At 46.2% G+C, this 24,524-nt stretch carries 28 protein-coding genes; 11 read left to right on the top strand and 17 right to left on the bottom strand.

The window, feature by feature from the left end; translation table 11 throughout:
* Window positions 1–33: 33 nt before the first annotated feature.
* From K7I13_RS02820 to K7I13_RS02780, 9 genes are all read right to left on the bottom strand, one after another.
* Window positions 34–1,782, bottom strand: a complete 1,749-nt coding sequence (locus K7I13_RS02820) for an ABC transporter ATP-binding protein (RefSeq protein ID WP_255947787.1) — start codon at window positions 1,780–1,782, stop codon at window positions 34–36.
* Window positions 1,779–3,518 carry an ABC transporter ATP-binding protein gene (locus tag K7I13_RS02815; protein ID WP_255947785.1) on the bottom strand — a complete coding sequence of 580 codons (1,740 nt, stop codon included), beginning with the start codon at window positions 3,516–3,518 and terminating at the stop codon, window positions 1,779–1,781. Before K7I13_RS02815 ends, K7I13_RS02820 begins: the two co-directional genes overlap by 4 nt.
* Window positions 3,519–3,671: 153 nt before the next feature.
* Window positions 3,672–4,250 carry a helix-turn-helix domain-containing protein gene (locus tag K7I13_RS02810; RefSeq protein ID WP_255947783.1) on the bottom strand — a complete coding sequence of 193 codons (579 nt, stop codon included), beginning with the start codon at window positions 4,248–4,250 and terminating at the stop codon, window positions 3,672–3,674.
* Window positions 4,251–5,291 carry a hypothetical protein gene (locus tag K7I13_RS02805; RefSeq protein WP_255947781.1) on the bottom strand — a complete coding sequence of 347 codons (1,041 nt, stop codon included), beginning with the start codon at window positions 5,289–5,291 and terminating at the stop codon, window positions 4,251–4,253. It abuts the gene before it with no gap.
* Window positions 5,292–5,417: 126 nt separating this feature from the next.
* Window positions 5,418–5,768 (bottom strand): P-II family nitrogen regulator, encoded by a 351-nt coding sequence (locus K7I13_RS02800; RefSeq protein ID WP_255947779.1) that lies wholly within the window; start codon window positions 5,766–5,768, stop codon window positions 5,418–5,420.
* Entirely contained in the window at window positions 5,765–6,499 is a 735-nt protein-coding gene (locus K7I13_RS02795; RefSeq protein ID WP_255947777.1) for a DUF1538 domain-containing protein, read from the bottom strand. Before K7I13_RS02795 ends, K7I13_RS02800 begins: the two co-directional genes overlap by 4 nt.
* Entirely contained in the window at window positions 6,496–6,711 is a 216-nt protein-coding gene (locus K7I13_RS02790; RefSeq protein WP_255949197.1) for a DUF1538 family protein, read from the bottom strand. The genes K7I13_RS02795 and K7I13_RS02790 overlap by 4 nt, the downstream gene beginning before the upstream one ends.
* Before the next feature lie 11 nt (window positions 6,712–6,722).
* The gene (locus K7I13_RS02785; RefSeq protein WP_255947775.1) at window positions 6,723–7,184 is read right to left on the bottom strand and encodes a DUF1538 family protein; all 462 of its coding nucleotides are present in this window, start codon (window positions 7,182–7,184) and stop codon (window positions 6,723–6,725) included.
* A gap of 188 nt (window positions 7,185–7,372) precedes the next feature.
* The gene (locus K7I13_RS02780; RefSeq protein ID WP_255947773.1) at window positions 7,373–8,329 is read right to left on the bottom strand and encodes a bifunctional 4-hydroxy-2-oxoglutarate aldolase/2-dehydro-3-deoxy-phosphogluconate aldolase; all 957 of its coding nucleotides are present in this window, start codon (window positions 8,327–8,329) and stop codon (window positions 7,373–7,375) included.
* Window positions 8,330–9,247: 918 nt separating this feature from the next.
* Here K7I13_RS02780 and K7I13_RS02775 point away from each other — a divergent pair.
* From K7I13_RS02775 to K7I13_RS02750, 6 genes are all read left to right on the top strand, one after another.
* Window positions 9,248–10,180 carry a DUF6973 domain-containing protein gene (locus K7I13_RS02775; protein ID WP_439647471.1) on the top strand — a complete coding sequence of 311 codons (933 nt, stop codon included), beginning with the start codon at window positions 9,248–9,250 and terminating at the stop codon, window positions 10,178–10,180.
* Window positions 10,181–10,328: 148 nt separating this feature from the next.
* Window positions 10,329–10,721, top strand: coding sequence for a hypothetical protein (locus tag K7I13_RS02770; protein WP_255947769.1), 393 nt, complete (start codon window positions 10,329–10,331; stop codon window positions 10,719–10,721).
* A 136-nt stretch (window positions 10,722–10,857) separates the two neighbouring features.
* Window positions 10,858–11,892, top strand: coding sequence for a sugar kinase (locus K7I13_RS02765; RefSeq protein WP_255947767.1), 1,035 nt, complete (start codon window positions 10,858–10,860; stop codon window positions 11,890–11,892).
* Window positions 11,893–12,414: 522 nt separating this feature from the next.
* A complete protein-coding gene (locus tag K7I13_RS02760; RefSeq protein WP_255947765.1) occupies window positions 12,415–12,558 on the top strand; it encodes a hypothetical protein in 144 nt (47 codons plus the stop codon).
* A 185-nt stretch (window positions 12,559–12,743) separates the two neighbouring features.
* Window positions 12,744–13,508 carry an MgtC/SapB family protein gene (locus K7I13_RS02755; RefSeq protein WP_255947763.1) on the top strand — a complete coding sequence of 255 codons (765 nt, stop codon included), beginning with the start codon at window positions 12,744–12,746 and terminating at the stop codon, window positions 13,506–13,508.
* A complete protein-coding gene (locus tag K7I13_RS02750; RefSeq protein ID WP_255947761.1) occupies window positions 13,489–14,220 on the top strand; it encodes a pseudouridine synthase in 732 nt (243 codons plus the stop codon). Before K7I13_RS02755 ends, K7I13_RS02750 begins: the two co-directional genes overlap by 20 nt.
* A gap of 45 nt (window positions 14,221–14,265) precedes the next feature.
* On the opposite strand, the gene K7I13_RS02745 is transcribed toward K7I13_RS02750, so the two are convergent.
* From K7I13_RS02745 to K7I13_RS02730, 4 genes are all read right to left on the bottom strand, one after another.
* Window positions 14,266–14,643 carry a hypothetical protein gene (locus K7I13_RS02745; RefSeq protein WP_255947758.1) on the bottom strand — a complete coding sequence of 126 codons (378 nt, stop codon included), beginning with the start codon at window positions 14,641–14,643 and terminating at the stop codon, window positions 14,266–14,268.
* Between the two features lie 62 nt (window positions 14,644–14,705).
* On the bottom strand, window positions 14,706–15,494 hold the full coding sequence (locus K7I13_RS02740; protein ID WP_255947757.1) for a TPM domain-containing protein: 789 nt from the start codon (window positions 15,492–15,494) through the stop codon (window positions 14,706–14,708).
* A 132-nt stretch (window positions 15,495–15,626) separates the two neighbouring features.
* Window positions 15,627–16,319: a TPM domain-containing protein gene (locus tag K7I13_RS02735; RefSeq protein WP_255947756.1), complete on the bottom strand. Its 693-nt coding sequence runs from the start codon at window positions 16,317–16,319 to the stop codon at window positions 15,627–15,629.
* A complete protein-coding gene (locus K7I13_RS02730) occupies window positions 16,316–16,927 on the bottom strand; it encodes a LemA family protein (RefSeq protein ID WP_255947755.1) in 612 nt (203 codons plus the stop codon). The genes K7I13_RS02735 and K7I13_RS02730 overlap by 4 nt, the downstream gene beginning before the upstream one ends.
* Window positions 16,928–17,188: 261 nt before the next feature.
* On the opposite strand from K7I13_RS02730, the gene K7I13_RS02725 reads away from it, so the two are divergent.
* Window positions 17,189–18,073, top strand: a complete 885-nt coding sequence (locus K7I13_RS02725) for a trypsin-like peptidase domain-containing protein (RefSeq protein ID WP_255947754.1) — start codon at window positions 17,189–17,191, stop codon at window positions 18,071–18,073.
* A 197-nt stretch (window positions 18,074–18,270) separates the two neighbouring features.
* A complete protein-coding gene (locus tag K7I13_RS02720) occupies window positions 18,271–18,570 on the top strand; it encodes a hypothetical protein (RefSeq protein ID WP_255947753.1) in 300 nt (99 codons plus the stop codon).
* Window positions 18,571–18,597: 27 nt separating this feature from the next.
* On the opposite strand, the gene K7I13_RS02715 is transcribed toward K7I13_RS02720, so the two are convergent.
* The 3 genes from K7I13_RS02715 to K7I13_RS02705 all read right to left on the bottom strand — a co-directional run bounded on the left by K7I13_RS02715 (window position 18,598) and on the right by K7I13_RS02705 (window position 21,111).
* A complete protein-coding gene (locus K7I13_RS02715) occupies window positions 18,598–19,134 on the bottom strand; it encodes a DinB family protein (protein ID WP_255947752.1) in 537 nt (178 codons plus the stop codon).
* A 60-nt stretch (window positions 19,135–19,194) separates the two neighbouring features.
* A complete protein-coding gene (locus tag K7I13_RS02710) occupies window positions 19,195–20,292 on the bottom strand; it encodes a sensor domain-containing diguanylate cyclase (protein ID WP_255947751.1) in 1,098 nt (365 codons plus the stop codon).
* Between the two features lie 288 nt (window positions 20,293–20,580).
* Window positions 20,581–21,111 carry a V4R domain-containing protein gene (locus K7I13_RS02705; protein ID WP_255947750.1) on the bottom strand — a complete coding sequence of 177 codons (531 nt, stop codon included), beginning with the start codon at window positions 21,109–21,111 and terminating at the stop codon, window positions 20,581–20,583.
* 293 nt (window positions 21,112–21,404) lie between these two features.
* Between K7I13_RS02705 and K7I13_RS02700 the strand changes: the two genes are divergently transcribed.
* Window positions 21,405–22,322, top strand: a complete 918-nt coding sequence (locus K7I13_RS02700; protein ID WP_255947749.1) for a M15 family metallopeptidase — start codon at window positions 21,405–21,407, stop codon at window positions 22,320–22,322.
* A 52-nt stretch (window positions 22,323–22,374) separates the two neighbouring features.
* Here K7I13_RS02700 and K7I13_RS02695 read toward each other — a convergent pair whose 3' ends face one another.
* Window positions 22,375–22,740 carry an ACT domain-containing protein gene (locus K7I13_RS02695; protein WP_255947747.1) on the bottom strand — a complete coding sequence of 122 codons (366 nt, stop codon included), beginning with the start codon at window positions 22,738–22,740 and terminating at the stop codon, window positions 22,375–22,377.
* Between the two features lie 117 nt (window positions 22,741–22,857).
* Between K7I13_RS02695 and K7I13_RS02690 the strand changes: the two genes are divergently transcribed.
* The gene (locus K7I13_RS02690) at window positions 22,858–23,754 is read left to right on the top strand and encodes an alpha/beta fold hydrolase (RefSeq protein ID WP_255947745.1); all 897 of its coding nucleotides are present in this window, start codon (window positions 22,858–22,860) and stop codon (window positions 23,752–23,754) included.
* A gap of 44 nt (window positions 23,755–23,798) precedes the next feature.
* Window positions 23,799–24,521, top strand: a complete 723-nt coding sequence (locus K7I13_RS02685; protein ID WP_255947743.1) for a HEAT repeat domain-containing protein — start codon at window positions 23,799–23,801, stop codon at window positions 24,519–24,521.
* The last annotated feature ends 3 nt before the right edge of the window (window positions 24,522–24,524 follow it).

The following is a 24,524-nucleotide window of genomic DNA, read 5'->3' as shown; positions in this document are numbered from 1 at the left end:
TGCTGCAGTGAAAACGGTCCGGCTGCCTGAAGTTTAATTATCGTTTTCAGGTATCCGGAACTGGCTGTTATACAGGTCCGCATAAAAACCCCCCGCATTCAGGAGACTTTCGTGGGTTCCGGTTTCAACAATCTGTCCCTTGTTCATGACCAGAATAAGGTCCGCCCCTTTTATTGTTGAAAGGCGGTGGGCTATGATAAAACTGGTCTTGTTTTTCATCAGCTGATTGAGCGCTTCCTGAATTTTAAGTTCAGTCCTCGGATCAACATTACTGGTGGCTTCATCAAGAATCAGCATGGGGGACTCCGCGAGAATCGCACGGGCTATCGTCAGAAGCTGTTTTTCGCCCTGGGACAGGGTCCCTCCATCTTCCGAAAGAACGGTATCATATCCGTTTTCAAGCTTCATAATAAAACTGTGAGCCCGCGCCTTTTCCGCCGCCTGTATTACCGATTTTTCACCGGCTGTTTTACATCCATAGGTAATATTTTCCTTTATTGTTCCTGTAAAAAGCCAGGTATCCTGCAATACCATACCAAAAGATTTGCGTACGCTGTCTCTTGTGTAATCGGTAATATTCTGTCCGGCTATATAAATCGCTCCGGAGTTGAGGTCATAAAACCGCATAAGCAGATTTACCATTGTTGTTTTTCCCGCTCCGGTTGGCCCCACGATGGCAACCATGCTGCCCGGTTTCACTTTTGTGGTAAAATCTTCTATTAATTTTGTTTGAGGCGAATACGAAAAAAATACATGCGAAAAATCAACAGCTCCGTTGGAAAAGCGTATATCAGGTTTGTTCCTGTCGGAAGATTCCTCCTCTTCAGCAAGCAGGGCGAAGAGGCGTTCCGCCGCTGCCAGGGCGGCCTGGAGCTGGGTCGAAATTGCGGTGACTTCATTCAGAGGTTTCGCAAACTGGGCGGAGTAGGTGAGCAGGGCGGAAATTGTTCCTATAGATAAACCGCTGGCCAGAGCTGAAAGACCGCCGATAAGGCCGACAAGCACATAGGCGATATTATTGATAAAGCGGGTTGACGGATTGACCAGTGAAGAATAAAACTGGGCTTTTTGTCCGCAGACATATAGCCGTGAGTTTATTTTCAAGGCGGCGTCCTGAGTATCTTTTTCAAAATTGAAAGCCCGGACTATTTTATAGTTGCCTATTGCTTCTTCAATATAACCGTTATATTCCCCGATCGTATCCTGCTGGAGTTTGAATAATCTTGCGGAACGCCGCGCGATAAAGGCCGCGATAAAAATTGCAAGCGGGGCTACTGTGATAACTGCCAGGGCTATCCGGATATCAAGAATGATCATCAGCACCATTGCGCCCACTATCGTAATAATGGCAGAAAAGGCCTGGGTTATAGCCTGAAGCAATCCGTCCGATACAGCGTCTATATCATTTGAAAATCTGCTCATGAGGTCGCCGGCCTTTGTACGGTCAAAAAAACTGACCGGCAGTCGGGTTAGTTTATTAAAGGTGTCCCGCCTCATATCCTTGACTGTTTTATTCGCTACAGAAGTGGATATCGCGGATAAAAACCAGAGCGAAAGCGAGCCGAAAATATATAATATAAAAAGCAGCAGTATATAGGGGAGGAGCAGTTTGAAATTTACCTCTCCCGCTTCTTTAATGCAATCAATAGCCCTTCCGGTAAAAAAGGGCGCCGCAAGTGTACATCCCCCGCTAATGAGCGCCAATATAAAAACCAGAACAATCTGCTTTTTGTACGGAGAAATATATGAAAGTATATTTTTAAAGGCTGTCTTTTTTTTCATATTTTTTTATCCACCGTAATATTCTGGGACAGACAAATTTCCCTGTAAACCTGATTTTCCTTAAACAGCTGTTCATGGCTCCCTGATCCGGCCAGTCTGCCGTCATCGAGAACCAGTATCCTGTCAGCGTCTTTTACAGCGTTTACCCTCTGGGAAACAATCAGGGTAACTCCGGTCTCAAGTTTTCTGAGAGCTGTTCTGAGTTTAAAATCGGTCATATAATCAAGAGCGCTTGAACTGTCATCGAGAATAAGAATAACAGGCTTTTTTATTACGGCCCTGGCAATAGTCAGACGCTGCCGCTGTCCGCCGGAAAGATTTTTTCCTCCCTGCGAAATTTCCGTATTATATTTCAGCGGCATTCTTTCAATAAATTCCGCCGCCTGGGATATTTCCGCCGCCTGTTCAATTTCGCTTTGCTGAGCGTCTCTTTTTCCCCATAAAATATTTTCCCGTATGGTTCCTGAAAACAGGGAAGCTTTTTGCGGAACCATGCCTATTGCATCATGGAGAACGTTCTGGTCATATTTTTTTACATCTATTCCTTCGACATATACAGTCCCTTCCGAGACGTCATAAAAACGGGGTATCAGATTAATCAATGTCGATTTGCCAGCGCCGGTCCCGCCGATAATACCTATTGTACTTCCACTCTCGGCGGAAAATGATATATCCTTCAGGGCCGGCTGACCTTCGCCTGTATACGCAAAGGAAACATTTTTGAATTCTATGACAGCCTTTTTCCCGTTGTCTTCCGGCAGGACAGTGACTGCGTTCTGTCCGGTGATTATTGAAGGCTGTGTTTCCAGAATTTCATTTACACGCTGCGCAGAGGCAAAAGCCCGGTTAAACAGTACTGCAAGATTAGCGACAACAATAAGCGCCAGCATAATCTGGGTAATATAATTGATAAAGGCTATCAACTGACCCTGAGTCAGATTACCTCCGTCAACCCTGAACCCGCCGATCCAGATGATAAGCAGGGCTGCCATATTCATAATAAGCAGGGTAAGAGGCGACATGAGGGCGGATATTTTACCGGCCTGTATTGCGGTATCCATCCAGTCCCTGTTTGCTTTCCTGAAACGTTCCCGTTCATCAACGGAGCGGTTAAATGCCCGGATAACCCTGACACCGGTCAGATTTTCACGCAGTACAAGGGACAGGGCATCAAGCTTTTTCTGCACGGATTTATACAACGGAATCGTTTTCTTCATGATAAGATAGAGTATCAGTATAAACACGGGAATAAAAATGAGCAGAATAACGGCAAGCTTCCAGTCAATCCGTATTGCCATAATGATGCCGCCGATACACAGAAAGGGCGCCCGGATAACCAGCCGGATTAACATGGCCACAGCAAGCTGTAACTGGTTCACGTCATTCGTTGAACGGTTAACCAGTGTAGTAGTCCCGTAACGCTCCATTTCCGCAAATGAAAAAGTATTGATCTTTTCCATAAGCGCCGAACGCAGGGAAGTTCCAAATCCCTGTGAGGCGATAGAAGCTGAATACTGGCAAAAAAGGGCGCAAAGTAGCCCAATAGCTGAAACGACTGCCATCTGGATACATTTGGTAATGATATATTCGCTGTTTCCTGTTTTGATTCCGGTATCAATCAGGTCCGCCATCAAAAGAGGCAGGACCAGCTCAAAAACAGCCTCAACCAGTTTCGCTGCGGGGCCGAGAATAAGCTGAATTTTATACGGTTTGAGAAACCTGGCAAGTTTGAACAAAAAAAACTCCAAAAAGTATATGCGGCCGGAAAGGGCCATATACTCAAGGTATAAAAGAATCGGCTTTTTTGCAAGGTTTTATTTTTCCGGACATTCTGACCGGGTATCAAATCAGGTTTGTGTGGCTTATCCGGAAAGTCCCGGGCGGGCGCCTTACGAAAACCGCTGGGGCGGAGTTACAACCCACAATGCCCTGAAAACTGTTTCGCCGGTGTTGACAAGAGTATGAGGAGCGGTTGCTGAAAAGGAAATACTGTCGCCTTTTTTCAGGATATACACATTGGTCTCATAGTGCAGTTCTCCTTCTCCTTCAGTGACAATACCGAATTCCCTTCCCAGATGGCCGTATGAACCTCGGTTCGTTTCGCTATTGGGCGGAATGCTGATATAGTAAGCCTCAATAGCATGGGAGCCGTCGGTTTCGAGAGGCTGTACAATTTCCTCATACCGCACATTGTTTTCCGTAATCTGCCTGCGGTTTTCCTCGGTTATCAGCCGGACCGGACGGTTTCGGCGGTGTTCAGAAAACAGGTATTCAAGATCGATTTCCAGCGCATCTGCCAGAGCGAGCAGGGTATCAATGGCGGGAGAGACCCGGTTTCGTTCTATCTGGGACACAAGACTTTCACTCACGCCCGCGGCCTGCGCGACCACTTTCAACGTATAACCCTTGCGCTCACGTATTGCTCTCAGTTTTTCTCCTACACGAAATGGAGTTTTCCGTGTGGCCATCTATTTTTTCTCCCTGTTTTTTTCGAAAATGAACTGCATGTAATGATCTTCCAGTGTTTTTTTCGGCCCGGGAGCTGAAAGCCTCTTGCGCGCGTCCGCATTATGACGGCGTTGTGTATATGCCCGGTAAAAAGTCCGGGGATCTTCTTTTCCGAGATGGGGGGTCCGGCCGATAAGATCAGGAACCTCATCCCTTCCTATGGCGGACAGGCCGCGGGATTTCAGTTCCTTTCTGATATAATTTATATCTTCATAGGATAATCCGAACAGAAATTCTTCCATGGAAGAGGCGATATCAGGATCTGCAATCCGGGTGGAAATAAAGTCATGCCAGTCATCGTCAAGGCCGATGGAAAGAAGCAGAAGTTCACTGGTCCCTATCATGGTTCCGAAATTGGGCATGATCTGGTCACGGACGCTCCATATGGCGTCAAGGACCGGAGCCAGGCTGGTTACATGCTGGTCAAGCCGGTGTTCCCACAGTTCCGCAAGCGACTCCGCAACATCCCTGCGGACATCATCATTTAAATTCGGGTCATCGAGAATGGCCATATATACATCTTCAGCCATAAGGGTAAACATAATGGTCAGATTCGCCTTCCGGAGTTCTTCAATTTCTTCTTCGGAAAAAAAAGAATTGACGGCGACCTTGGTAATCGAGGCGAAAACATGGAACTTCGCAACAAGAAAGCCCTGGCCAAGAATAGCCTTGGTCGGTAAATTGAGGAGCCTGTCGCCGTCGCCTATTTTACACAGGGCGTCGATAAGCGTTTCTGATGTCCGCGGCGACGAAGCAAGAACAGCTGTTTCCTGCATTGCAGGATACCGTGATATGGAAACTGATAAACGCTCAAGATCCATTATTCTGGTGGCAACGGCGACCATTGTTTCCGGAGAGTAGATACGGAGGTTTTCCAGAACCCGGTTAACCAGAGAGCGTTCATTTGTATTAAGCGCAACAATATCGGTTGAATACGAATCATCTTTCCGGCCTGAATTTCCCGCCGGATCCTGATCGTATAAATACTGGTCAATATCCATAAACCTCAGTATACCCCACTAATATACATTCTGGCTAGCAAAAAAACGCAACATAATACATAAAGATACCGGATTTTTTTTTAACTAAAACTGTACAAAATATGTACATGTCCCATTTTGTCCGGCTTATGCCTTCTTTTCCGGTCCGCTATCAGGAATACTGACAATACCGGCGGCCTTTGGCACGCCGATTACAAAGCAGATACCGTTTCCCGGCTTTTCAAGATCGCCGGCGTCATACACAGCCTGGAAAACCGCGTCGGATTTTGTCTTATCAGTCAGTATAAGGATCACTTCTTTTTCCGGCTGAAATGCAACCCCGAAGATTTTCATGCCTTCATCAGTCCCTGTTCCCCGTCCGTTCAGGATGGTTCCCCCTTCCGCACCTGCGGCCTTTGCGTGGTCCATGAGTATTTCGGCTTCGCCTTTTTTTACAATACCCACAATCAAGTCAAATTGTTCATAGCAAATGTTCATACACGTTTCTTCCTGTATTCTTTATATCGATAAATGAGCCCCAAACCCAAAACAGTTAAAATAGGCACCATTGCGACCAGGGCAATAATACCAAAACCGTCTGTCAGAGGGTTTGCCGTTTCTATTTGATTTGCGGCGCCGATTGCCAGGGAAAGAAGAAATGTTGCCGTCATGGTCCCTGTCGCAACCCCGCCCGAGTCAAAAGCTATGGACGTAAATACCGGCGGAACAAGATAGGCAAGCAGTATTGCCAGAGCGTATCCGGGTATAAGGAAATACCACAGGGAAAGCCCCAGAAGAATCTTCAGCATTGCCAGCGCGATAGCCACCGCAACTCCGAGACAAAGCGTCATAAACATTACTTTTTTGGGAAGGGCTCCGCTTGTTACCTTATCAATCTCCTGTACCAGCACATGCACTGAGGGCTCGGCCGTGGTTACGGTAAAGCCCAGGAAAAAGCCTATGGGGATCAGTATCCACCGGTATGGAAGCGCCGCAAGTTTTTCTCCGATAGCTGTCCCTACCGGGATATAACCCACATTCACACCCTGCAGAAACAGAGTCAGCCCGACAAAGGCTATCGCTACACCCAGCGATATTTTTATAAAATATCGCCGGTTCACTTTAAGGTAAAAAATATGATATACCGTAAAAATCAGCAAAACAGGAAGAAGGGCAATAGCGGTTTCCTTTAATACGTCTGTATAGCCTTCAAACAGAACTCTTATCATTTATTCACTATCCCCATAATAAGCAGTGTGATAACGGGCCCGAGCGAAGCAATGGCAAGAATCCCGAAATTATTCGCCGATTCGCTGTTTTTTGCCGTTACCGAAGCGACGCCGACGCCCATGGACATAATAAAAGGCACGGTCAGAGACCCTGTAGTCACGCCTCCCGCATCAAAGGCAAGACTCGCGAATTCGGGCGGACAAAAAGCCAGCAGAATAAATATCAGAAGGTAGCCCCCGTCAAAATATATTTGACACTGATTCCGGTGAAAATACGGAAAAGAGCAAGAGCGACAAAAATCCCGACCCCGACCGCTATACCAAGAATAAGTACCGGTTTATCTATGTTTTCCAGATAGGCATCAGCCTGGGCCGCCAGTACCTGCACATCGGGTTCCGGAAGGGTCACAACAAGTCCGATAATAAAACCGAACAAAAGGATTGTCCGCATTTTGCCGCCTTTTACAAGAGAGGCCCCGAACGATTCGCCGAACGGGATAAACCCGATTTCCAGTCCAATCAAAAACATGGTTAGTCCTACCGTTAACAGAACGGTCCCTCCGAGAAAATTGAAATAAAATTCCCAGGGCAGGCGGGCTATGGTAAATTGAAGCAGAGTTATCAGGAGCAGTATGGGTATGACTCCATACAGGACCTCTTTCAGGGTTGCCGTAATTTTTTCCAACACTAACCTCTATATTATAGAATAAAGTTATTCAGGAATTCCGGTTTTCGAATAACTTCCGCTGAAAAACGACTTGTATGCAGACAAATCCGCGAAACGCTGTTTTAACCTTGGCGGACAAATAAAATATACTATTTTTTATGCAGGAACTTCAACAAATATTTATGAAAAACGGCGGGACTCAGTTTTCAGTTCAGCACAAGATGTACGGCAAATCCGCCTATTTCCCTGTCCAGAAAAACCAGACTCAGTTTTCCGTTTTTCCGCCGGGCCGTTTCTTCGACGGGATGGAAGCCTAATTTTTCAAGATAGGCAAGGGAACGCTCAATACTGATGCATTTTATTCCTATATGACCATGGCCGCCTTCGCCGGGACCGTTCATTACTTCAATGAAATTAGTATTGAACCAGGAAATCCTGTTGTCGCGGGGAGTGAATCCGAACAGACTGAAAAGCCGGGACGTTTCCAGCGCTTCAGCTTCATTTTTCTGATTTATGCCTATATGTGCAAAACTGAAACCCTGGACCGCGAGGGCCGCCTCCCGGGAAAGTCCGGTGATTTTTTCCCAGTCTTCCGAGGCGATAAGATCGGTCCCTGCCATCCAGCTTCCGCCCGCCGAATGTACATTCGGCAGCCTGAGATAGGCCCCGATGTTTTCAGGGGAAATTCCGCCGGTCGGTATAAAACTGACCTGGGGAAAAGGTCCGGCAAAAGCCTGAAGCATGGCGATTCCCCCGGACGCCTCAGCCGGAAAAAACTTCAGAACGGTAAGGCCTTTTTCGAGGGCCTCCTGGATATGGGAGGGATTATTAACGCCTGGGATAACGGGCATGTTCCTTTCTATACACCAGTCAACGACCGAGGCGGAAAACCCGGGCGATACCACAAACTGCGCTCCGGCCTCGGCAGCCTGCCGGGCCTGATCAATGCTGATAACCGTTCCCGCACCGACGATCATGGAGGGGGCTTCTTTCCGTATGCGCTGTATGGCTTCAGCGGCAGCTTCAGTCCTGAAAGTTATTTCCGCGCAATTCAGGCCGCCTTCATGGAGCGCGCGGGCAAGCCCCGCCGCCTTTGAAGCGTCTTCAATTTTAATTACCGGTATAAGTCCTGTTGTCCCAAGTTCCTGTAAAACCGAAGTCATATATACACCTTTACGTTATGTTTCTGATATAAAGAATTAACTAATTTTTTATATCAGAAACACTTACAATCGGAAATTGTCAAATAATTTACATTATCTGACAATAAAACTCCCTGATCCGGAATAGACGGGACCCTGTTGTGTAATTTAAATACGTCTTGATTATAGCATATAAATACAAAGTGTGCAGGGGTATTATTCTGCCTTAAGGAAGCTATGGAAAAATCTTTCAAAAAATAGGCCTTCAATATAGATGAATTTGTTGATATTTCCGAGAATAATACATAATCGTTAAATGAGTCTATTCAATTAAATCTTTCAGCCTTATGATATGCTTTATTTCACCCTGCCCGAAGAACAGGGACTGCCCTGATGTCCTTGGATGAAAAATTGCTGGTCCTGGCGGAGAAAGAGAAGATTGAAGTAGTGAAATGATTTCGATGTAATTGTTTGTTTCTCTTTTTATCCTTATTTTGCTGGATACTTTCCTTCTTTATAAAGTGTATAGATACTATACACTTTATAAAAGTTTACACATCATTATGTGTAAACTTTTAAACCCGATAAGACCTGCCGGAAACCATTTCCAGCTTGGAAAGTCAAAGAATTTAGATGGTTTTAACCAAATACTACAGGAAATTTCGTGTTTTTTTCAGAAAATTGTGTTTCTTGTTTTATATTTTCATTGACACAGGCAGAAAAAAAGGGTATGTGTAAAAAAATAATTTTTAAAATTATGAAAAAGGAGAAAAAATATGAGAAAAATTATTTTTAGTCTTTTTTGTAGTGGCAGGTATTTTACTTGTAAACTCCTGCCGCAATGCGCTCTTGCCGGATACCGGCTCCAGTGCTAAACTGAAACCGGTTGGCACTTCGCTGAAAACAGTTGCTACCCCATTAGGTGAAATGAGAGTGGCTATGTATGATGGTGTCGAGGCCTCCGACATTGGCCTTACCTTTGAAGACCGTGCCGAAAAGCTTGCTTCCCTGTTATCCGAACAGTATGGAAGGGCAGTAAGTCCAAACATGCGGACCGCAATGACCGGTGAAAATACATCGGATTTAATTCAGGCGGCCGTTGACTCGGTACAGCTCCCCGACCTTCTTGAGCCGACCGAAGAAGATATTCTCCGGGTCTGCGAGGACTTCCCCGATCTGACCGAAGAAGAAATCATGAATGAATGGGAAACAATCCAGGATATTTATCTTGACCAGCTCTCCGCCCTTTCAATGCGAAATGTGCTTACCGGAATATATGAAGACCCCGCGGCGCGGGGTGTCAAATTTGAGGATGACGCCGTTTTTTATAACAGCAATAATGTTACTATTTATGAAATAGCCGCGATGCTGTGCTATCCGTTCAGCGCGCTTACGCTGGTAAAACAGCGGGACAAGGCCTATGAACTTACCCTGAAATATATGGGCGCCGCCAAACGGACGGACGACAAGTCCGACGCTTTCCGGCACGCGATATTATGTATTACCATGGCGAAGGAAGGCTGGGGCCTCAAAAAACATAAACTCGGCTGGGCAGCGGCATTCAGCACCGCCCATGAAGCTGGCAGCAAATATGAAGGAACCCCAAGCGAGATGGACCTCCACAACAACAATGTGGGCTTGCGGTATTATGACAGCGCCGCCTCAAAAAAATATACCAAAATCCTCTGGTTCAAGATAGAAACGGGCGTGAGCGAGCCTTCCTATGATACGGCCGCGAAGGCAATGAAACCCAAGGCAGTGAACGCGTATTTTGTCGACAGGGCCTTACCTGCCGGGACCGCAAAAACACAGATCAGGGCCATTCACGCGGATGAAATGGTGTATATTATTCCTGACGCGAACACCTATTAAGAGGGTCCTGTCCTTATAAGGTTTTCATGAAACAGCTTTTTGGGAAGCATCCGGCTGTTTCATGAAAGACGGATTATATATTTTCAGCCGCTGTAAATTGCGGGCGGCTGTTATCAATCGGGAACATGGTTTTCCCGGGGAGGATATTTTGTATAAGGTCTTTCCTTTACTATTGCTGACGCTGTATGTAAGCTGCTGTTCCTTCGGATGGGACAGTCAGATAACCGTAACCTTTAAAAACTCGGCACCTGAATCAGTAGTGCTGGAAACAGTTGATGAAAGATTTAAAGAGCATTCTCAGATAGATTTCCCGAAAGAAATCCCTCCGCAGTCTGAAATTAATCTATTTGCAAAAAATACCGGTACATGCTATTTTTCTTTTACATATAAAGACAAAACCTATAACGGCACTTCCGGTTATGTGGATGATTATTATAAATATACCATCCAGTTTGCCGAGGAGTCGGACCAGATAGTCTGCAAACTTTTTACCCGTACCGGAGAATTCGAACGCTATCTGGATATTACCGGGGTTGAGTAAATAAACTGGCTGTAATTTCCAGCCCGGAAACTGCGGCCGGCAAATCTGTCCGATACAGTCTTTTATTCCAGGCATTGAACAGATTACTTTGGACAATACGGCTGAAATACGCTATACTGCTTGTACGGAAAAACTTATGGACAGAATCATTACCTTCGGTGAAATAATGCTCCGGCTTAAAAGTCCCGGACATGAACGCTTTTTTCAGAGCCCATCGCTTGAAGCCGCCTTCGGCGGCGGCGAGGCCAACGTGGCCGTGTCGCTCAGCATGCTGGGTAAACAGGGCGTGTTTGTGACGGCCCTGCCTGATAATCCCCTGGGAAGGGCGGCGGCCCGGACTCTTCAGGGGTATAACACTGATGTGTCACATATCCGGTATGAACAGGGCCGTATGGGCCTGTATTTTCTCGAAGCCGGGTCTGACCAGCGTCCATCAAATGTTATATATGACCGGGAAGGAAGCAGTATTTCCCGGGTCAGGCCGGGAGATTTTAACTGGGTGGAAATCTGCTCAGGGGCAAAATGGTTTCACATTACCGGTATAACCCCGGCCCTTACTGAAAATGCCGCCGCCGCCGCGCTTGAGGCCGTCCGGAAGGCTTCCGCCGCCGGATGTACAGTTTCGATTGATCTGAATTACCGGAAAAAACTGTGGAATTATAGAGCCTCGCCCGTGTCCGTTATGACTGAACTGGTAAGGCATGCCGATGTACTCATAGCGAATGAAGAAGACATCCAGAACAGCCTCGGTATAGCGGCGGAACACGGGACCGCCGGGGCCGGAAGGATTGACTCCGCCGTATATGAAGAACTGACTGAAAAGGTCCTGAACAGCTGGCCGAATCTTTCTCTCACGGCCGTTACCCTCCGGGAGTCCCTTTCAGCGGACAGGAACAACTGGTCCGCCGTTTTGCGGTCAAAGACCGGGTTTTATGTTTCACGCAAATATGAAATAACTGATATAGTGGACAGAATAGGAGCCGGAGACGCCTTCGCCGCCGCCCTGATTTTCAGCTGTCTTGAATACCCCGGAGAGGAAGAACGCATGCTTGATTTTGCCGTCGCCGCTTCCTGTCTCAAACACTCTATTCCCGGAGATTTCAATCTTGTAACCCGTGAAGAAGTTGAAGCGCTGTGCAAGGGTAGCGGATCCGGCCGTGTCCAGCGCTGAGGTTAACAGCTGTTAACCTTAATATGAACAGCCGTTAACCTATTGTCCGGATCTAAATATTGTATATGAACAAGTGTTCACTTTTGGTTAACACTTGTTCATATACAAAGCCATACATGATATGCAAGGACCTGTCCGCAAAAGGAAAAAGTTTGACTTCAAAAAGTATTGTCTTTATATGCATAGGTCTGTTCTTTTTTTCCGGTTTGCAGTAAAACCGTTTGTTTCCATTATATACAGCGCGGTAAAAATAATGAGGCTTGGAAAAGTGGATGCGAAAATGGAAAAAAGAATAACAGTATTCTGTCCGGAAAGAAATGCGGAAAAACACTCAGGGATATTGCGGTCTTTTGGATAACAGGATTATTTTTTATTCTGCTTGTTTCATTTTCCCGAAATCTTCTGTTTATATTTTACGCGGGCTTTTTTTACGCTGACGCCCTGCTTGGCCAAATTCTGAAAAAGAAACTCCGGAAATTTCATGGCGTATATGAAAACGGAATCGTAAATGATAAAATTCTGATGTGGGAAAACATCCATTCATGGAAACCCCTGAATGAAGATTTTTTACTGCTCACACAGGAAAGACTCCGGTTTGAACTGAAAAGTATTCAGGACAGGACCGCTTTTGCCGGAATTCTGGCGGCAAACGGAATAAAAAAATAATACTTAAGCCGGAAAACAGTTCTCTGTGCTGAAACCTGTCAAAACAGAATAAACTACCTCGCCGCAGAGCGGCAAAGTATTTCGTTTTCCCGTGGAATTGGTTTCAGGTCTATTACTATGGAACCGATAAAAAACTAACGTTTGTATAGGTTTTTTATAAAAAACGCCGCAGGCTGGTTAAACCCTTGCCACGAATAAAAAACTTGCATGTCTGCGCGTCTTCCGGCTATAATACGGGCATGAATGTAATACTCCTGCGTCTTCTGCTCAGTCTCCTCGCCGGGCTTTTAATCGGCCTTGAACGGCAGATACATTTGCAGCCGGCTGGTCTTAAAACCCATATCCTCATCAGTACCGGTTCAACGCTGATTATGATTGTTTCCCTTCTGGTGTCGGGAGGCTTTACCGGGTCCGGCGCCGAGGCTATTCTGTTTTTGGCGTCGGCTCAAAACGGTGATCCGGGGCGTATCGCTGCCCAGGTAGTTTCAGGCATCGGTTTTCTCGGCGGCGGCGCCATAATACGGCAGGGCATGAATATAAAGGGCCTGACTACCGCGGCGACAATCTGGGTGACAGCGGCGATCGGCCTTGCGATCGGGCTGGGTGCGTATTTGCCGGCAGGCATAACCCTCGGCGGCGCAATCCTTACACTGGTAATTATGGACCAGATTGAACTTCATTTTTTTCCGGCAAAGAATGTCAAAACACTGCTTCTTGTATACAAGGAGGAGGGGTTTAATTACGCAAAACTTGAAAAAGAACTGGGCGAGCTGAAAATACTTATTTCAAATACAGACATTTCAAAGAACCTGTCTTCCGACAGAATACGGATTGTCCTTCAGGTCCATATTCCGGAGCGTACGGATATAATGCAATTACCCAAACTGCTTGCCGCAAACGGAAATCTCCTGAAAATGGAACTCACGTCAAATGAACGTCCGTCTCGATAAAATTCTTGGCGCGAACGGGTTCGGTTCGCGCAGGGACATAAAACGGATGGTGAGATCAGGCGCCTTAACCCTTAACGATAGAATTATTACTGATCCTTCCGTATTCGTTGATCCGCAGACAGACAGTTTTTTTCTCAATGGAGCTCCCCTGCATATAAGGACCTCGGTATACCTGATGCTGAACAAACCTCAGGGAACGGTCACATCAACAGGCGATCCTGTATATCCGACTGTAATGGATCTGCTCGGCGAACCCTTTGCCTCAATGTCCCTTTTTCCGGTAGGCCGCCTTGATTATGACACCGAAGGTTTGCTTATTATAACAAATGACGGACCCCTCACGCACCGGCTGACTTCACCGAAAACGGGAGTGAACAAAACGTATTATGTCCGCCTGAGGGACCCGGTTGACGACAGGCTTTTTTCTGAGTATGAGCAAAACTTCCGGAAAGGGATTTCTTTTCATAACGGGTACACCTGTCTTCCCGCTGTTATCGAACGGGCAGGGGACGGTCCCGGTTCAATGCTGCTGACTATACAGGAAGGAAAATTCCATCAGGTAAAAAAAATGTTCAAGGCGTCCGGAAATGAAGTTGTGTATCTCAGAAGAATAGCTATGGGGAATCTTTTGCTTGATGAACAGCTTCTCCCGGGTTCATACCGTGAATTGACCCGGGAAGAAATAGCCGTTTTATGTTCTGAAACAGTGTAAAGAAAGACACGCATTATCCGGTTACTTGATAAAATGCCAGGGCTTTTATATTCCCAGCGCGATCCTGTTCTCTTCCGTATCGTCATAGACGCGCCACTCTTTTACTTTTGTTTTTTCTATTTTTGCCGTCCATATGGCCCTGCAGTTAAGTTCTTTTTCCGCGCAGACTGAATAGCCCCGCATAATCACGGTCGTATCCCGGGAAGTTACGGTTTCAAAAATGTTCCGGTAATCGGGAAACAAATCAAAAAACTTTTTCCAGTTGGAGTTGTTTTTTTCTTTTCCGGCAATACGGTTATTTGCCCGGTCGATAAATAAATGATTGTCAGTCATTAATCCTGACAGACAGTCAGCATCCCTGCTGTTAATGCAGTCATTAAATTGCAGGGCAACTGTTACCGCGTCAGAAATTCTTTTATCCATGATTCTGTATCAATTGTGTGATACCGGCAAATGCCGGCCTTGCGCCGGTCGAAAAAGCAGGTTTACCAGCGTCCCGATGCTCCGCCGCCGCCAAAACGTCCGCCTCCGCCGGAGAAACCTCCGCCGCTGCGTCCGCCGCCTCCGCCGGAAAAGCCTCCTCCCGAATGGCCCCTCCCTGAGGAACCTCCTTTTCCGGAAGACAGGAATGACCCGAATAGAAAGGCAAAAAGGCCGCCACCTCTTCCTGAGGACATAATCACAATAAAAAGTATTACCAGGATGAATGTTATGAAAGGATTTCCCCCGTTTTCTTCCTGCGGGTTTTTTACCTCATCGGAAACAATGTCCGGGTCACCTGTTACAATGCCGACAATATTCCGTACCCCCGCAATAATTCCTTCGCCGTAGTCGCCCTTCTTGAAGTAGGGAACGATTACCTTTCTTATAATGAGGTCGCTTGCGGCGTCAGTGAGGTCACCTTCAAGGCCATACCCCGTTTCAATCCTGAGAGACCGGTCTTCCATACATACCAGCAAAAGCACCCCGTTGTCTTTTCCCTTTTGTCCGAGCGCCCACTTGTCGGCGACACGGATTGAAAAAGATTCGAGCGATTCGCCTTCAAGCGAATCTATGGTAAGGACAGCGATCTGAATGCCTGTCTTATCATTCAATTCATTAAGGTACGCCGAAAGCGATGCCCGTTCAGTTGAGGTCATTATGCGGGCATTGTCATTTACCGGACCATCCATTACAGGAACATCAAGAGCCGATAGTGTCAGCGGCAGCAGCAAAAGTATTAGTACGGCTGCCGCGGTTCTGCGGAATGTAATATGTCCGGTGTTCTTATTCATACTGGTTATGCTCCATAGACTTAGTGCAATACTGGCAAAATCTCGATGCCTTAAATCAGCATTGCCTGTCAGGCAGGTTTATAGATTGCCTTGCCTGACAAACACTTATAATCATTCTTGATGAAGACGGGATTAATCCTCGAGGATAACAATGCTGTCGGCCAGAATATTCCGGTTATCCTGCGTGAAAGGAAAATACTGTGCAAGCAGTTCGCCGCAGGAATGGATTGAATCAATCATAACCTCGGTCAAATTGTTTTCCGTTATGCCCTTTGCTATTTTCCCCGCTATCGCGTCCCAGTCTTCAGGCTTGATTTTTTCGCTGATCCCGGTATCGGCAAGAATTCTTACTTCCTGTTCCATGTATGAAATGAAAATGAGAATCCCCGACCGGTTATGGGTAGCATATACGCCGCTTTCAACAAAATGCTGAAGCGCCCGCCGGTATACCGATTTCCGCCGCTCGGCGCGCGGGATAACCAGACGGTCAACCGCCGGTATGTTTGTAATTACATAGGCCAGGGCGATGATCGCGAAAAACAGAAATCCATAGAGTGACGCTCCGAACCACGCCGGAAGGTGCCAGGAAAAATGATCGACGACAGCAATTATTGAATTATAGAAGGGCAGCAGTATCGCAAACCCGACCGCGCCTGCAATAAGAGAGGCGAATAATTCATGGAAGGCATACGAGGAACTTTCAGGGATAACCGCGATGGAAATTTCCCCGTCTGTTTTTTTTTCCGCTTCGATTATTGCCGTTTTAATGCGTTCAAGATCGGCTTCAGCAAGCTTTAATTTGGAAATCAGCCTTTTTTTCGTCATTCGAATGATACCGTGGGGGCTCTCTGCGCGCCTTCATCCGCAGTAAAATAGGCTTTCTGGGTAAATCCGTTCATATTCGCGATAATTGACCGCGGGAAATTGCGTATAAAACTATTGTAATCCTGTACAACGGTATTATAGCGGTTGCGTTCAACGGCGATTCTGTTTTCAGTGCCTTCAAGCTGACTCTGCAGGGTGAGGAAATTTTCATTCACTTTCAGGTCAGGATAATTTTCCGTTACGACAAGGAGCCTCTGGAGCGCGCTGCCCAATTCATTCTGGGCCTGCTGAAAACGGCGGAAGGCTTCCGGATCATTGAGAATTTCATCGGAAACATTCATTACGCCGCCTGCTTTTGCGCGGGCTTCGGTAACCTGAGTAAGGACCGCGGCCTCGTGGGACGCTGCGCCTCTGACAGTTGCGACAAGATTCGGTACCAGATCCAGTCTGCGCTGATACACATTTTCAACCTGCGCCCACTGGCTTTTTACGGCTTCTTCCTTGTTCACCATTGAATTGTAATTTCCAGCAAAAAACGAATACACACCGATCCCTATGACCAGTATAACGGCAACAACAATCAGGAGTGTTTTGGTCCCTTTTGACATACTTCCCTCCGGAAAAATAAAGTATTACTCAAGGGTATAAAAATTACGGTATAACGTCAACCTGTGCCGGCGGACACTCTGTGCCGGCGGAGATAAGGTATCTGTTTTTGTTTGAAAATATGACCCATCCGGGTTATAATGGAGTATCATAGTCAAGTAATTTGAATTATTTGACTATTTCCGGTTGTAACTGTTTCTGATGTAAAGAATTAGCTGATTATTACATCAGAAACTTACACGGAGCATAAGGAGAAAAAACAAATGTTTGTACAGGCGATTCAAAACGTTTCAGATTTTACCAGAGCGATTCATACCATCTCGAGGAATATTGACTCGCCCCATATTGAAACAAGTTCGGCGACCCTTTTTTTTGTCAATAAGGACGGCTGGGCCTTAACCTGCAAGCACATTGTTGACCAGTTTGTTCTTACTGCTGCCGTTCTCGAAAAAAGGCAGCGGTTTCTTGCCGAACTTGAGGCAGATAACAGCGGAAAGAATCCGAACAGACTGAGAAAAAAGCTGATGAAGGCATACGGTTATCCGAAAAAACCGTTATATGAAATATATAACTGCTTTATGGGATGTGTGGAAGGAAACCTTGAAATTGAATATTTTATGCATCCTGAAATTGATCTGGCTCTGATCCATTTTGTACATTATTCAGATCTCCTGTGCGACACTTTTCCGGTGTTTGCGGAAGACGGAAATTCGTTGCTGCAGGGAAAATATTTGTGCAAGCTGGGGTATCCCTTTCCCGAATTTACGAATTACAGGCTTAACACCGAAACAGATTCAATCGAATGGACCGAAATCGGGCGTATAGAGTCGCCCCGTTTTCCGCTTGAGGGAATGGTGACCAGACTTTTGATTGATGATGACCGTGAAGTCTTTGGTTTTGAAATGAGTACTCCCGGCCTTCGGGGCCAGAGCGGGGGACCGGTATTCGACCGGGACGGAAAGATTTGGGGAATGCAGTACGCGACAAGGTATTTTGATTTGAATTTCGATATAGAAGAAAATCTGAACAGAAACGGGAAAATGGTGAAAGTCCGGGAACATGAATTCCTATATGTAGGAAACTGTATCCATGTTGACGCCATAAAAGACTTTATGAGAAGCCACAATGTGGAATTTGCCGAAGGATAATTTCTGTCTCCGGAAATTGTATATTCGGAACAGAAGAAATAACAATGAAATGCCCGGAATGCTATTCTGAAAATGCGCGGATAACTCCCCTGAAAAATGCTGAGGACTGTCTGAAAAAACACCGCCAGTTTAAGTGCCCGGTGTGCGGGCGGTTGATCTGTATTGACGTCAGGGGTGAAAGAAAGGCGAGATGTTTTATGCCATTCAAATCCCCTGAGGAAGCCATCCTGTATCTGAAGGCGGCCGAAGTCATCAGCGGCAGTCCCTGCGGAATTTATGAACTTATATATTCCAGGGGCGAAAACAGGTACCGGATTTTTCCCGATGACGGCAAGCTCCTGCAGGCCGCCCTGTCCGGCAAAAATATACGCTGTGAAAACAGGGAACCTCTATACCGGAGCCGCAGCCCGTCCTCCGCAGGTACTGTTTTTTATCCTTCCCCTGATGAAATAGTCCAATACATGCAGGAACGGAAAGATAAGGGAATTATTGATTAATCAGTATACCCGCGCCGCAGCGCAAATTTATTGAGGCATAAACGCAATATTTATCCCTGAAAAATCATGATCGATTTCCATTTCATCAAGGATTTGCGATATCTGGCCCTGATGGTGGATTACGTGAACAATGAGCTGGTGGAAAAGAAAAAACAGCGGGACTGAAGGAGGCTTGCCTCCGTACCAGTCGAGTTTTACCGGGAGTTTTAAATCCTTTTCAGTAAGGCGGGACGCAAAATTAATGGTCGCGTGGTCAACAACCGCAAGCGCGGAAGTCAAATGCTCCCACTGTTCTTCCGTTATGGCCTTTTCAGGAATTTCAACAATATCCCTGCTTGCGTCAAGCGCTTTTAAGGCTTTAACCTTTGCGGGAAGGGAATCCCGGAAAAGGGAATGAAAATAAATAGTCCCGCCGAGAATATGCCTCACCAGTTCAGACAAGCCGCCGTAAAAACTTCCGCGGTCTTTTTCACGTTCTTCATGACTTATGCAGTTAAGCAGTGAAACGACTGTTTCATTTGTCTGTTTTATGTATTGCGTATACATGAAAATAATCTCTTGCATAACCACCTCCTGAAATAAAACTCTTTTTATACTATATATTATAGTATATTTTCAGAAAATTTACAGCAGGCTGCTGTTCAGGCTGATGTTTTTCATTGCCGGCGCGGCCGAGAAGGGGTCTTTGTCTGTTTCCGTTATGTCCGGCAGGAGCGGAGAAAGGCATATAACTCTGTTTCTGCCTGTTTTTTTTGCTTCATATAAGGCTTCGTCCGCCAGGCTGATAATATCTTCCTCTCTTCTTATTTTGTCGTCCGGCTGGATAACGCTTACACCCACGCTGACTGTCAGCGGAAGTATCTTTCCGTCATTCTCAAGCGGGCTTGTGATAATTGCCTTGCGTATCCGCTCCGCTATCTGGTATCCCTGATTGATATCAGCATTGACAAACAGAAAAATGAATTCCTCTCCGCCGTAACGGCCCATAAAATCCGCGCTTCGTAAAACGCCCACCGCGATTTTTACAACATGCTTTAAAGCTTCATCCCCAAGCAGATGCCCGTGTGTATCATTAAATTTCTTGAAAAAGTCAATATCAAGAAGGGCTAGGCAGCAGGGCATGGAATTGCTTTTGGCAACTTTCAGCTCGGCTATGACTCTGTCCATAAAGGAGCGACGGTTAAAAACCCCTGTCAGGGGGTCATGGCTCGCAAGATATTTGAAGCGGGCTTCGCTTTCCTGAATTTCCTCCATTGCTGAATCCCGGAGGTTAACTTCATTGCGGAGATTGTCAGTCAGGGAAAGGAGTTTTTTTTCATTCTGGTGCAGTGTTTTCAGCGTATTGTCCAGCCTGACAACCATATTGTTGAAGGCGGCGGAAAAGTCCCCGAGAAATTCAACGCGCTGGGTGAAATCGCCCTGTTCAACCTGCTGGACCTGCCAGACCATGTGCCTTAAATGGGCCTGAAGCGCTTTTATACTTCCGGCGATAAATCCCCGTGTTGAAACATAGGGGGAAAGATCCCCGCGGGAAAAAGAAAACAGAACATCCCGTATCACAACCAGCTGGTCATGCAATTCCTGCAGTCCGGAAACTGTTTTCAGTTCATCATCCAGTTCGGGGACTGAAGGGTCGTTCAGGAGTTTTTTATATGTTCGAGAGCCCTGTTCTCCAATTTTTCCATAAATATTCCGATTCGTTTTTACTCTGTATGTATACACCTTTAAGTTACGTTTCTGATAAAAAGAATTGAGTAATTCTTTTTATCAGAAACACTTATAGTTACCGACAAAATACCCGAATAAAGCCAGCAATATATGTATTCAGCAATATGCCTCTTTCGGATTGCATACCATGAATATGCATCAGTCAAAAACAAACCTGATTCCATTCGGTTTTTCTTCTTTAAATTGTCCCTGTTACTGTACAAACTCCGCTGTTTTAAATTTCAATACCGTATACTTATTTTCCAGGATACGGATTGTTAAAACCGGCAGTAAAAAATATTCTCAGACGCGGTTTTTTGCTTCAAAACGGCAGGTCCTTGATCCGGTACACCAGCAGTCAATTTCGCGGACATCAAAGCCTCTGCCGCTGAAGGATTCAAGAATCCCCTGAATAAAACCTTCATCATACACACAGATAACATCTGCGGTATCGGGTAAACCCGAACAGTCAAGGTCCTCATCTATCGTAAAAATAAAATGACCGTTATCCGGGGCCGCTTCTTCTACCCTGAATATTCCCATACCGAATTCACTAAATGAGTCACGTATTTTTGCCGCAAGTGAAGAAACATCCTTGGCATCACTCAGATACTGTTCAAAGAAAGAACGCCCGGCCAGCGCTCCGGCTTCCCTGAACAGGGTATCCGCCATTTCCGTGCCATAATGCTGTTCCAGTATATCTCTAAGTGTAAATTGAAACAAGCGGTATACTTCAATACGGGTATTCGGTCCGAGACTTGGTCTGGCCGCATTCATATCTGCGCCAACGGTATCTTTCCATGAAAATTTATACTTTCGTTCTTTATCCGGCATACACTTCTCCTTACATGGTTATATGATAATCGGTTTTCCAGCGGAACAGATTATCTTCTTTTATTTTAAATATAACTCCGGATAGATGAATTTTGCAAATCATTTCAGATAAATGTATTTTGAAAGCGTATTTCCCGGTCTCAGTCATAATTCAGGAAAAATTCACAATTTATTCCCTGTAACCTATGGAAAACAATATCCATAATACAGTATTATAAATTTGATACATAATATCACAGAGGGGTAGAATGAATTATTGCGCCGTAAAAACTGTCTTGTCCGGAATGTTAATTTTGCTGTTATGTTCTTCGTGTTCTTCCGGGGCGGATAATTCAGGACGGCTTTCAGATGAACAGCCTCTGTTATTTTTAACAGTCTCCTCGGAGCAGTCAGCCGAATCCATTCATCCTGTTCCCCGGGGCAAACAGGTTATTAATGCCCTGGCCGAAGGTTATCCCGAACGAATCAAACAGGTCGAATACCGGGATGATGACTGGGCTCTTCTGCTCGATGGAATCTGGTTTTATTATGCTGAAGGCAGAATGCTGCCTGAACACCTGCGCAAAAAATACGCGGATTATGATTCCATTCCCTTTTATATGTATCCGGCCGAGCTTCCGGAATGGGAAGCCCCTGACGCGGAAACCGGAGAACGTTACCGGAGAATGCAGAACAGAAGGCGGGAAAACCCTCCAAAACGGTCGAATTACTTTCTGGATACCCTGTGGCGTTCTTCCAGTCAGGCGGAGTCTTATGACAGACAGAAGTCCATTTATTTTTTAGGCAAACAGGTTCTGGTTCACTATTCCATACTTGAAGAACTTTCGCTCGTGGAAGAAACGATAAAAACAGCGGCAAGGACGGACAGTGCTGTCAGAAAGTGGATAACGGAACTTAATTCCGTTGTGGGCTATAACTGGAGGCAGATCGCAGAAACAGAGAGCCGCAGTTACCACTCTTACGGGGCAGCAGTTGATGTGCTGCCAAAACAGTATGACGGACTTGCCACATACTGGCTGTGGTCGGCCCAGTCCAATCCTGAATGGTGGGCAATCCCCTATGAAAAGAGGCTGCACCCGCCGGACGCGGTTATAAAAGCCTTTGAGTCATACGGCTTTGTGTGGGGCGGCAAGTGGGGGATTTTTGATACCATGCATTTTGAGTACCGTCCCGAAATAATGATCCTGAGCGGTTTTGAAGTAAAAAAATAAACGTTTCCGGATTATACATTTCTTTCCTGATCCGGAAATATACTTGCGTGTTTTACACAACAGAATATCCGTTTTCCTCCAGCGCCTGTATCGCTTCCTTCATCACTACAGCCTTTACAAGTATATAATCCGTATTAAATGTGGAGACAACAAAAACCGGTATCTGTCTTTCCGATAAAACAGAACTGATTCCCGCGATTATCCCGGTCAGGGAAAAATCGAGCGAGCCTTCTATTTTCAGTATTTCCCAGCCGTCTTCGCATGCCAGGACATTTTCCGGAATATGGTCCGACCGGCATACCAACGAAATTTCATCCTCTGTCTGCGCGAGAAAAACAAAATCACCGTGGAAAGAAAAAGGAGACGGTTTTTCCAGCTTGCAGACGGCGAATGACTGTCTTATGTGTTTCAGCTTCATATAGCATCCTGCCTGATTAATTATTCTTGAACCATTTTCCGTTTATTAGTACATTACACCTATGCAGGAAAAAAAATAGTACCGTATAATAATGAAGAAAGCGGTTCTTCCGGTCCCATGATGGAGATGTGGCCCGCTCTTTCTGATTATGCAAAAGTATTGACCATACCTGAAAAAAAGGAATCCCTGTTCTTTTATGATACCGGCAGCCCCGGTGCAAATGCAGGACTGCCGGTAATATTCATACATGGACTTGGAGATGAAGCTGATTCATGGCGTCACCTTATTCCCCTTGTTTCCGGAAAGAGCAGGGTAATTGCTCTTGACCTTCCCGGTTTTGGCCGCTCAAGGGCCGGGGGCAAAATTAATCTGAAAAGGCACGCGGAAGCGGTTCTTGAAATGCTTGAACTTACCGGTCCTGCGGTCCTTGCCGGCAGTTCCATGGGGGCGATTATCGCTGAAATGGCCGCGCTTCAGCGTCCTGAAAAAGCCGCCGGACTGCTGCTTCTTGACGGCTGTCTTCCGGCTTCGGGAAGGGCAGGCGCTTCCATGCTGCTGATGGCGCTTCCGGTTGCGGGCAAGCGCTGGTATAAGGCCTTCCGTAAAAATCCTGAAGGCGCATACAATTCACTGCGGCCGTACTACACTGACCTGGACGCACTTCCGGATCCTGACCGGGTTTTTCTCAAAAAGCGGGTAATGGACAGGGTTAACAGTCAAAGCCAGTTCCGGGCCTATTTTTCTTCTCTGCGAAGCCTGGTTGCCGCCGCCGCTGTCAGAAACAGATCCTTTTCACGGAAGATTGCGGATTATCCCGGAAAAATATATCTGGGGTGGGGTGATCAGGATATGATAATGCCGCGCGATTCAGCCGACGCCATAAAGGCTGCCCGTCCTGACTCGCAGATGTGCATATTTGCGGGGGCCGGGCATCTTCCCCATCAGGAAAACGCCCCTGCCGTTGCTGAATTTCTTCTGGCCCTTATAAGTGGGGCTGAACCAAACCGGAAATAAAGGGACAACGGCTGTTCCGGTATTTCTGATAATCAGGAAAATATATGAGCAGGACAATTGAAAACCTTCTGGCAAATTCCGGGCTCCCCGGTCCGCGGGGTAACCTGGAATTACTGTATTCTTTTTCAAAAACAGCGACGGAAAAAGAAGTAAAGGAATGCCTTTCGTATTATACGGACACGCTCAGCAATTCTCCCGAGGAATTTGTTGTAATGTGCGGAATTGTCGGCACCGCCATTCTGAATGCGGAAAACCCGGACTTGGCCCTGTCGCTGATAAGGAAATACGCTTCCCACTCAAGCTGGCGGATAAGGGAAGCCGTTGCCATCGCTGTCCAGGAAATCTCAGACCCCGGAAATATACAGCAAATCATCTCTATTCTCCGGGAATGGAGCAGGGGAAATGAATTTGAACAGAGGGCTGTTGTCGCGGCCCTCTGCGAGCCGAAACTCCTGAAAGACCCCGCAACAGTAAAAGAAGTTTTTCGGATACTTGATCGAATCACATCGGGTTTCGGAACTGTAACAGGGAAATTGACCGACGCACAGACCTCACTCCGGAAGGCCCTTGGTTATGGCTGGAGTGTAGCAATTGTCGCTCTCCCCGGACCGGGAAAAACCTGTCTTGAAAAACTGGCGCAAAGTGATAATAAAAATATCAGATGGATAGTTAAGGAAAACCTTAAAAAGAACAGACTCGCGGTTATGGACAAAGTCTGGGTAGAAAAAATGACCGGTATAATCAGCGGCGAAGGAACCTCAATGTGAAAA

This window comes from Brucepastera parasyntrophica, from assembly GCF_022376835.1.
In the GTDB taxonomy this organism is placed as follows: domain Bacteria; phylum Spirochaetota; class Spirochaetia; order Treponematales; family Treponemataceae; genus Brucepastera; species Brucepastera parasyntrophica.
The sequence above is the reverse complement of the archived record's forward strand: the minus strand, read 5'-3'. Positions and strand labels throughout refer to the sequence as shown.

Coding starts and splice junctions, on each gene's coding strand:
- K7I13_RS02740 (WP_255947757.1), bottom strand. CDS start 15,494: ATGAATAAGAACACCGGACATATTACATTCCGCAGAACCGCGGCAGCC.
- K7I13_RS02760 (WP_255947765.1), top strand. CDS start 12,415: ATGTGGGAAAACATCCATTCATGGAAACCCCTGAATGAAGATTTTTTA.
- K7I13_RS02725 (WP_255947754.1), top strand. CDS start 17,189: ATGTTTGTACAGGCGATTCAAAACGTTTCAGATTTTACCAGAGCGATT.
- K7I13_RS02795 (WP_255947777.1), bottom strand. CDS start 6,499: ATGATAAGAGTTCTGTTTGAAGGCTATACAGACGTATTAAAGGAAACC.
- K7I13_RS02800 (WP_255947779.1), bottom strand. CDS start 5,768: ATGAACATTTGCTATGAACAATTTGACTTGATTGTGGGTATTGTAAAA.
- K7I13_RS02810 (WP_255947783.1), bottom strand. CDS start 4,250: ATGGCCACACGGAAAACTCCATTTCGTGTAGGAGAAAAACTGAGAGCA.
- K7I13_RS02745 (WP_255947758.1), bottom strand. CDS start 14,643: ATGGATAAAAGAATTTCTGACGCGGTAACAGTTGCCCTGCAATTTAAT.
- K7I13_RS02820 (WP_255947787.1), bottom strand. CDS start 1,782: ATGAAAAAAAAGACAGCCTTTAAAAATATACTTTCATATATTTCTCCG.
- K7I13_RS02765 (WP_255947767.1), top strand. CDS start 10,858: ATGGACAGAATCATTACCTTCGGTGAAATAATGCTCCGGCTTAAAAGT.
- K7I13_RS02780 (WP_255947773.1), bottom strand. CDS start 8,329: ATGACTTCGGTTTTACAGGAACTTGGGACAACAGGACTTATACCGGTA.
- K7I13_RS02805 (WP_255947781.1), bottom strand. CDS start 5,291: ATGGATATTGACCAGTATTTATACGATCAGGATCCGGCGGGAAATTCA.
- K7I13_RS02690 (WP_255947745.1), top strand. CDS start 22,858: ATGATGGAGATGTGGCCCGCTCTTTCTGATTATGCAAAAGTATTGACC.
- K7I13_RS02705 (WP_255947750.1), bottom strand. CDS start 21,111: ATGCCGGATAAAGAACGAAAGTATAAATTTTCATGGAAAGATACCGTT.
- K7I13_RS02695 (WP_255947747.1), bottom strand. CDS start 22,740: ATGAAGCTGAAACACATAAGACAGTCATTCGCCGTCTGCAAGCTGGAA.
- K7I13_RS02775 (WP_439647471.1), top strand. CDS start 9,248: ATGTATGATGGTGTCGAGGCCTCCGACATTGGCCTTACCTTTGAAGAC.
- K7I13_RS02720 (WP_255947753.1), top strand. CDS start 18,271: ATGCCATTCAAATCCCCTGAGGAAGCCATCCTGTATCTGAAGGCGGCC.
- K7I13_RS02715 (WP_255947752.1), bottom strand. CDS start 19,134: ATGCAAGAGATTATTTTCATGTATACGCAATACATAAAACAGACAAAT.
- K7I13_RS02750 (WP_255947761.1), top strand. CDS start 13,489: ATGAACGTCCGTCTCGATAAAATTCTTGGCGCGAACGGGTTCGGTTCG.
- K7I13_RS02730 (WP_255947755.1), bottom strand. CDS start 16,927: ATGTCAAAAGGGACCAAAACACTCCTGATTGTTGTTGCCGTTATACTG.
- K7I13_RS02685 (WP_255947743.1), top strand. CDS start 23,799: ATGAGCAGGACAATTGAAAACCTTCTGGCAAATTCCGGGCTCCCCGGT.
- K7I13_RS02735 (WP_255947756.1), bottom strand. CDS start 16,319: ATGACGAAAAAAAGGCTGATTTCCAAATTAAAGCTTGCTGAAGCCGAT.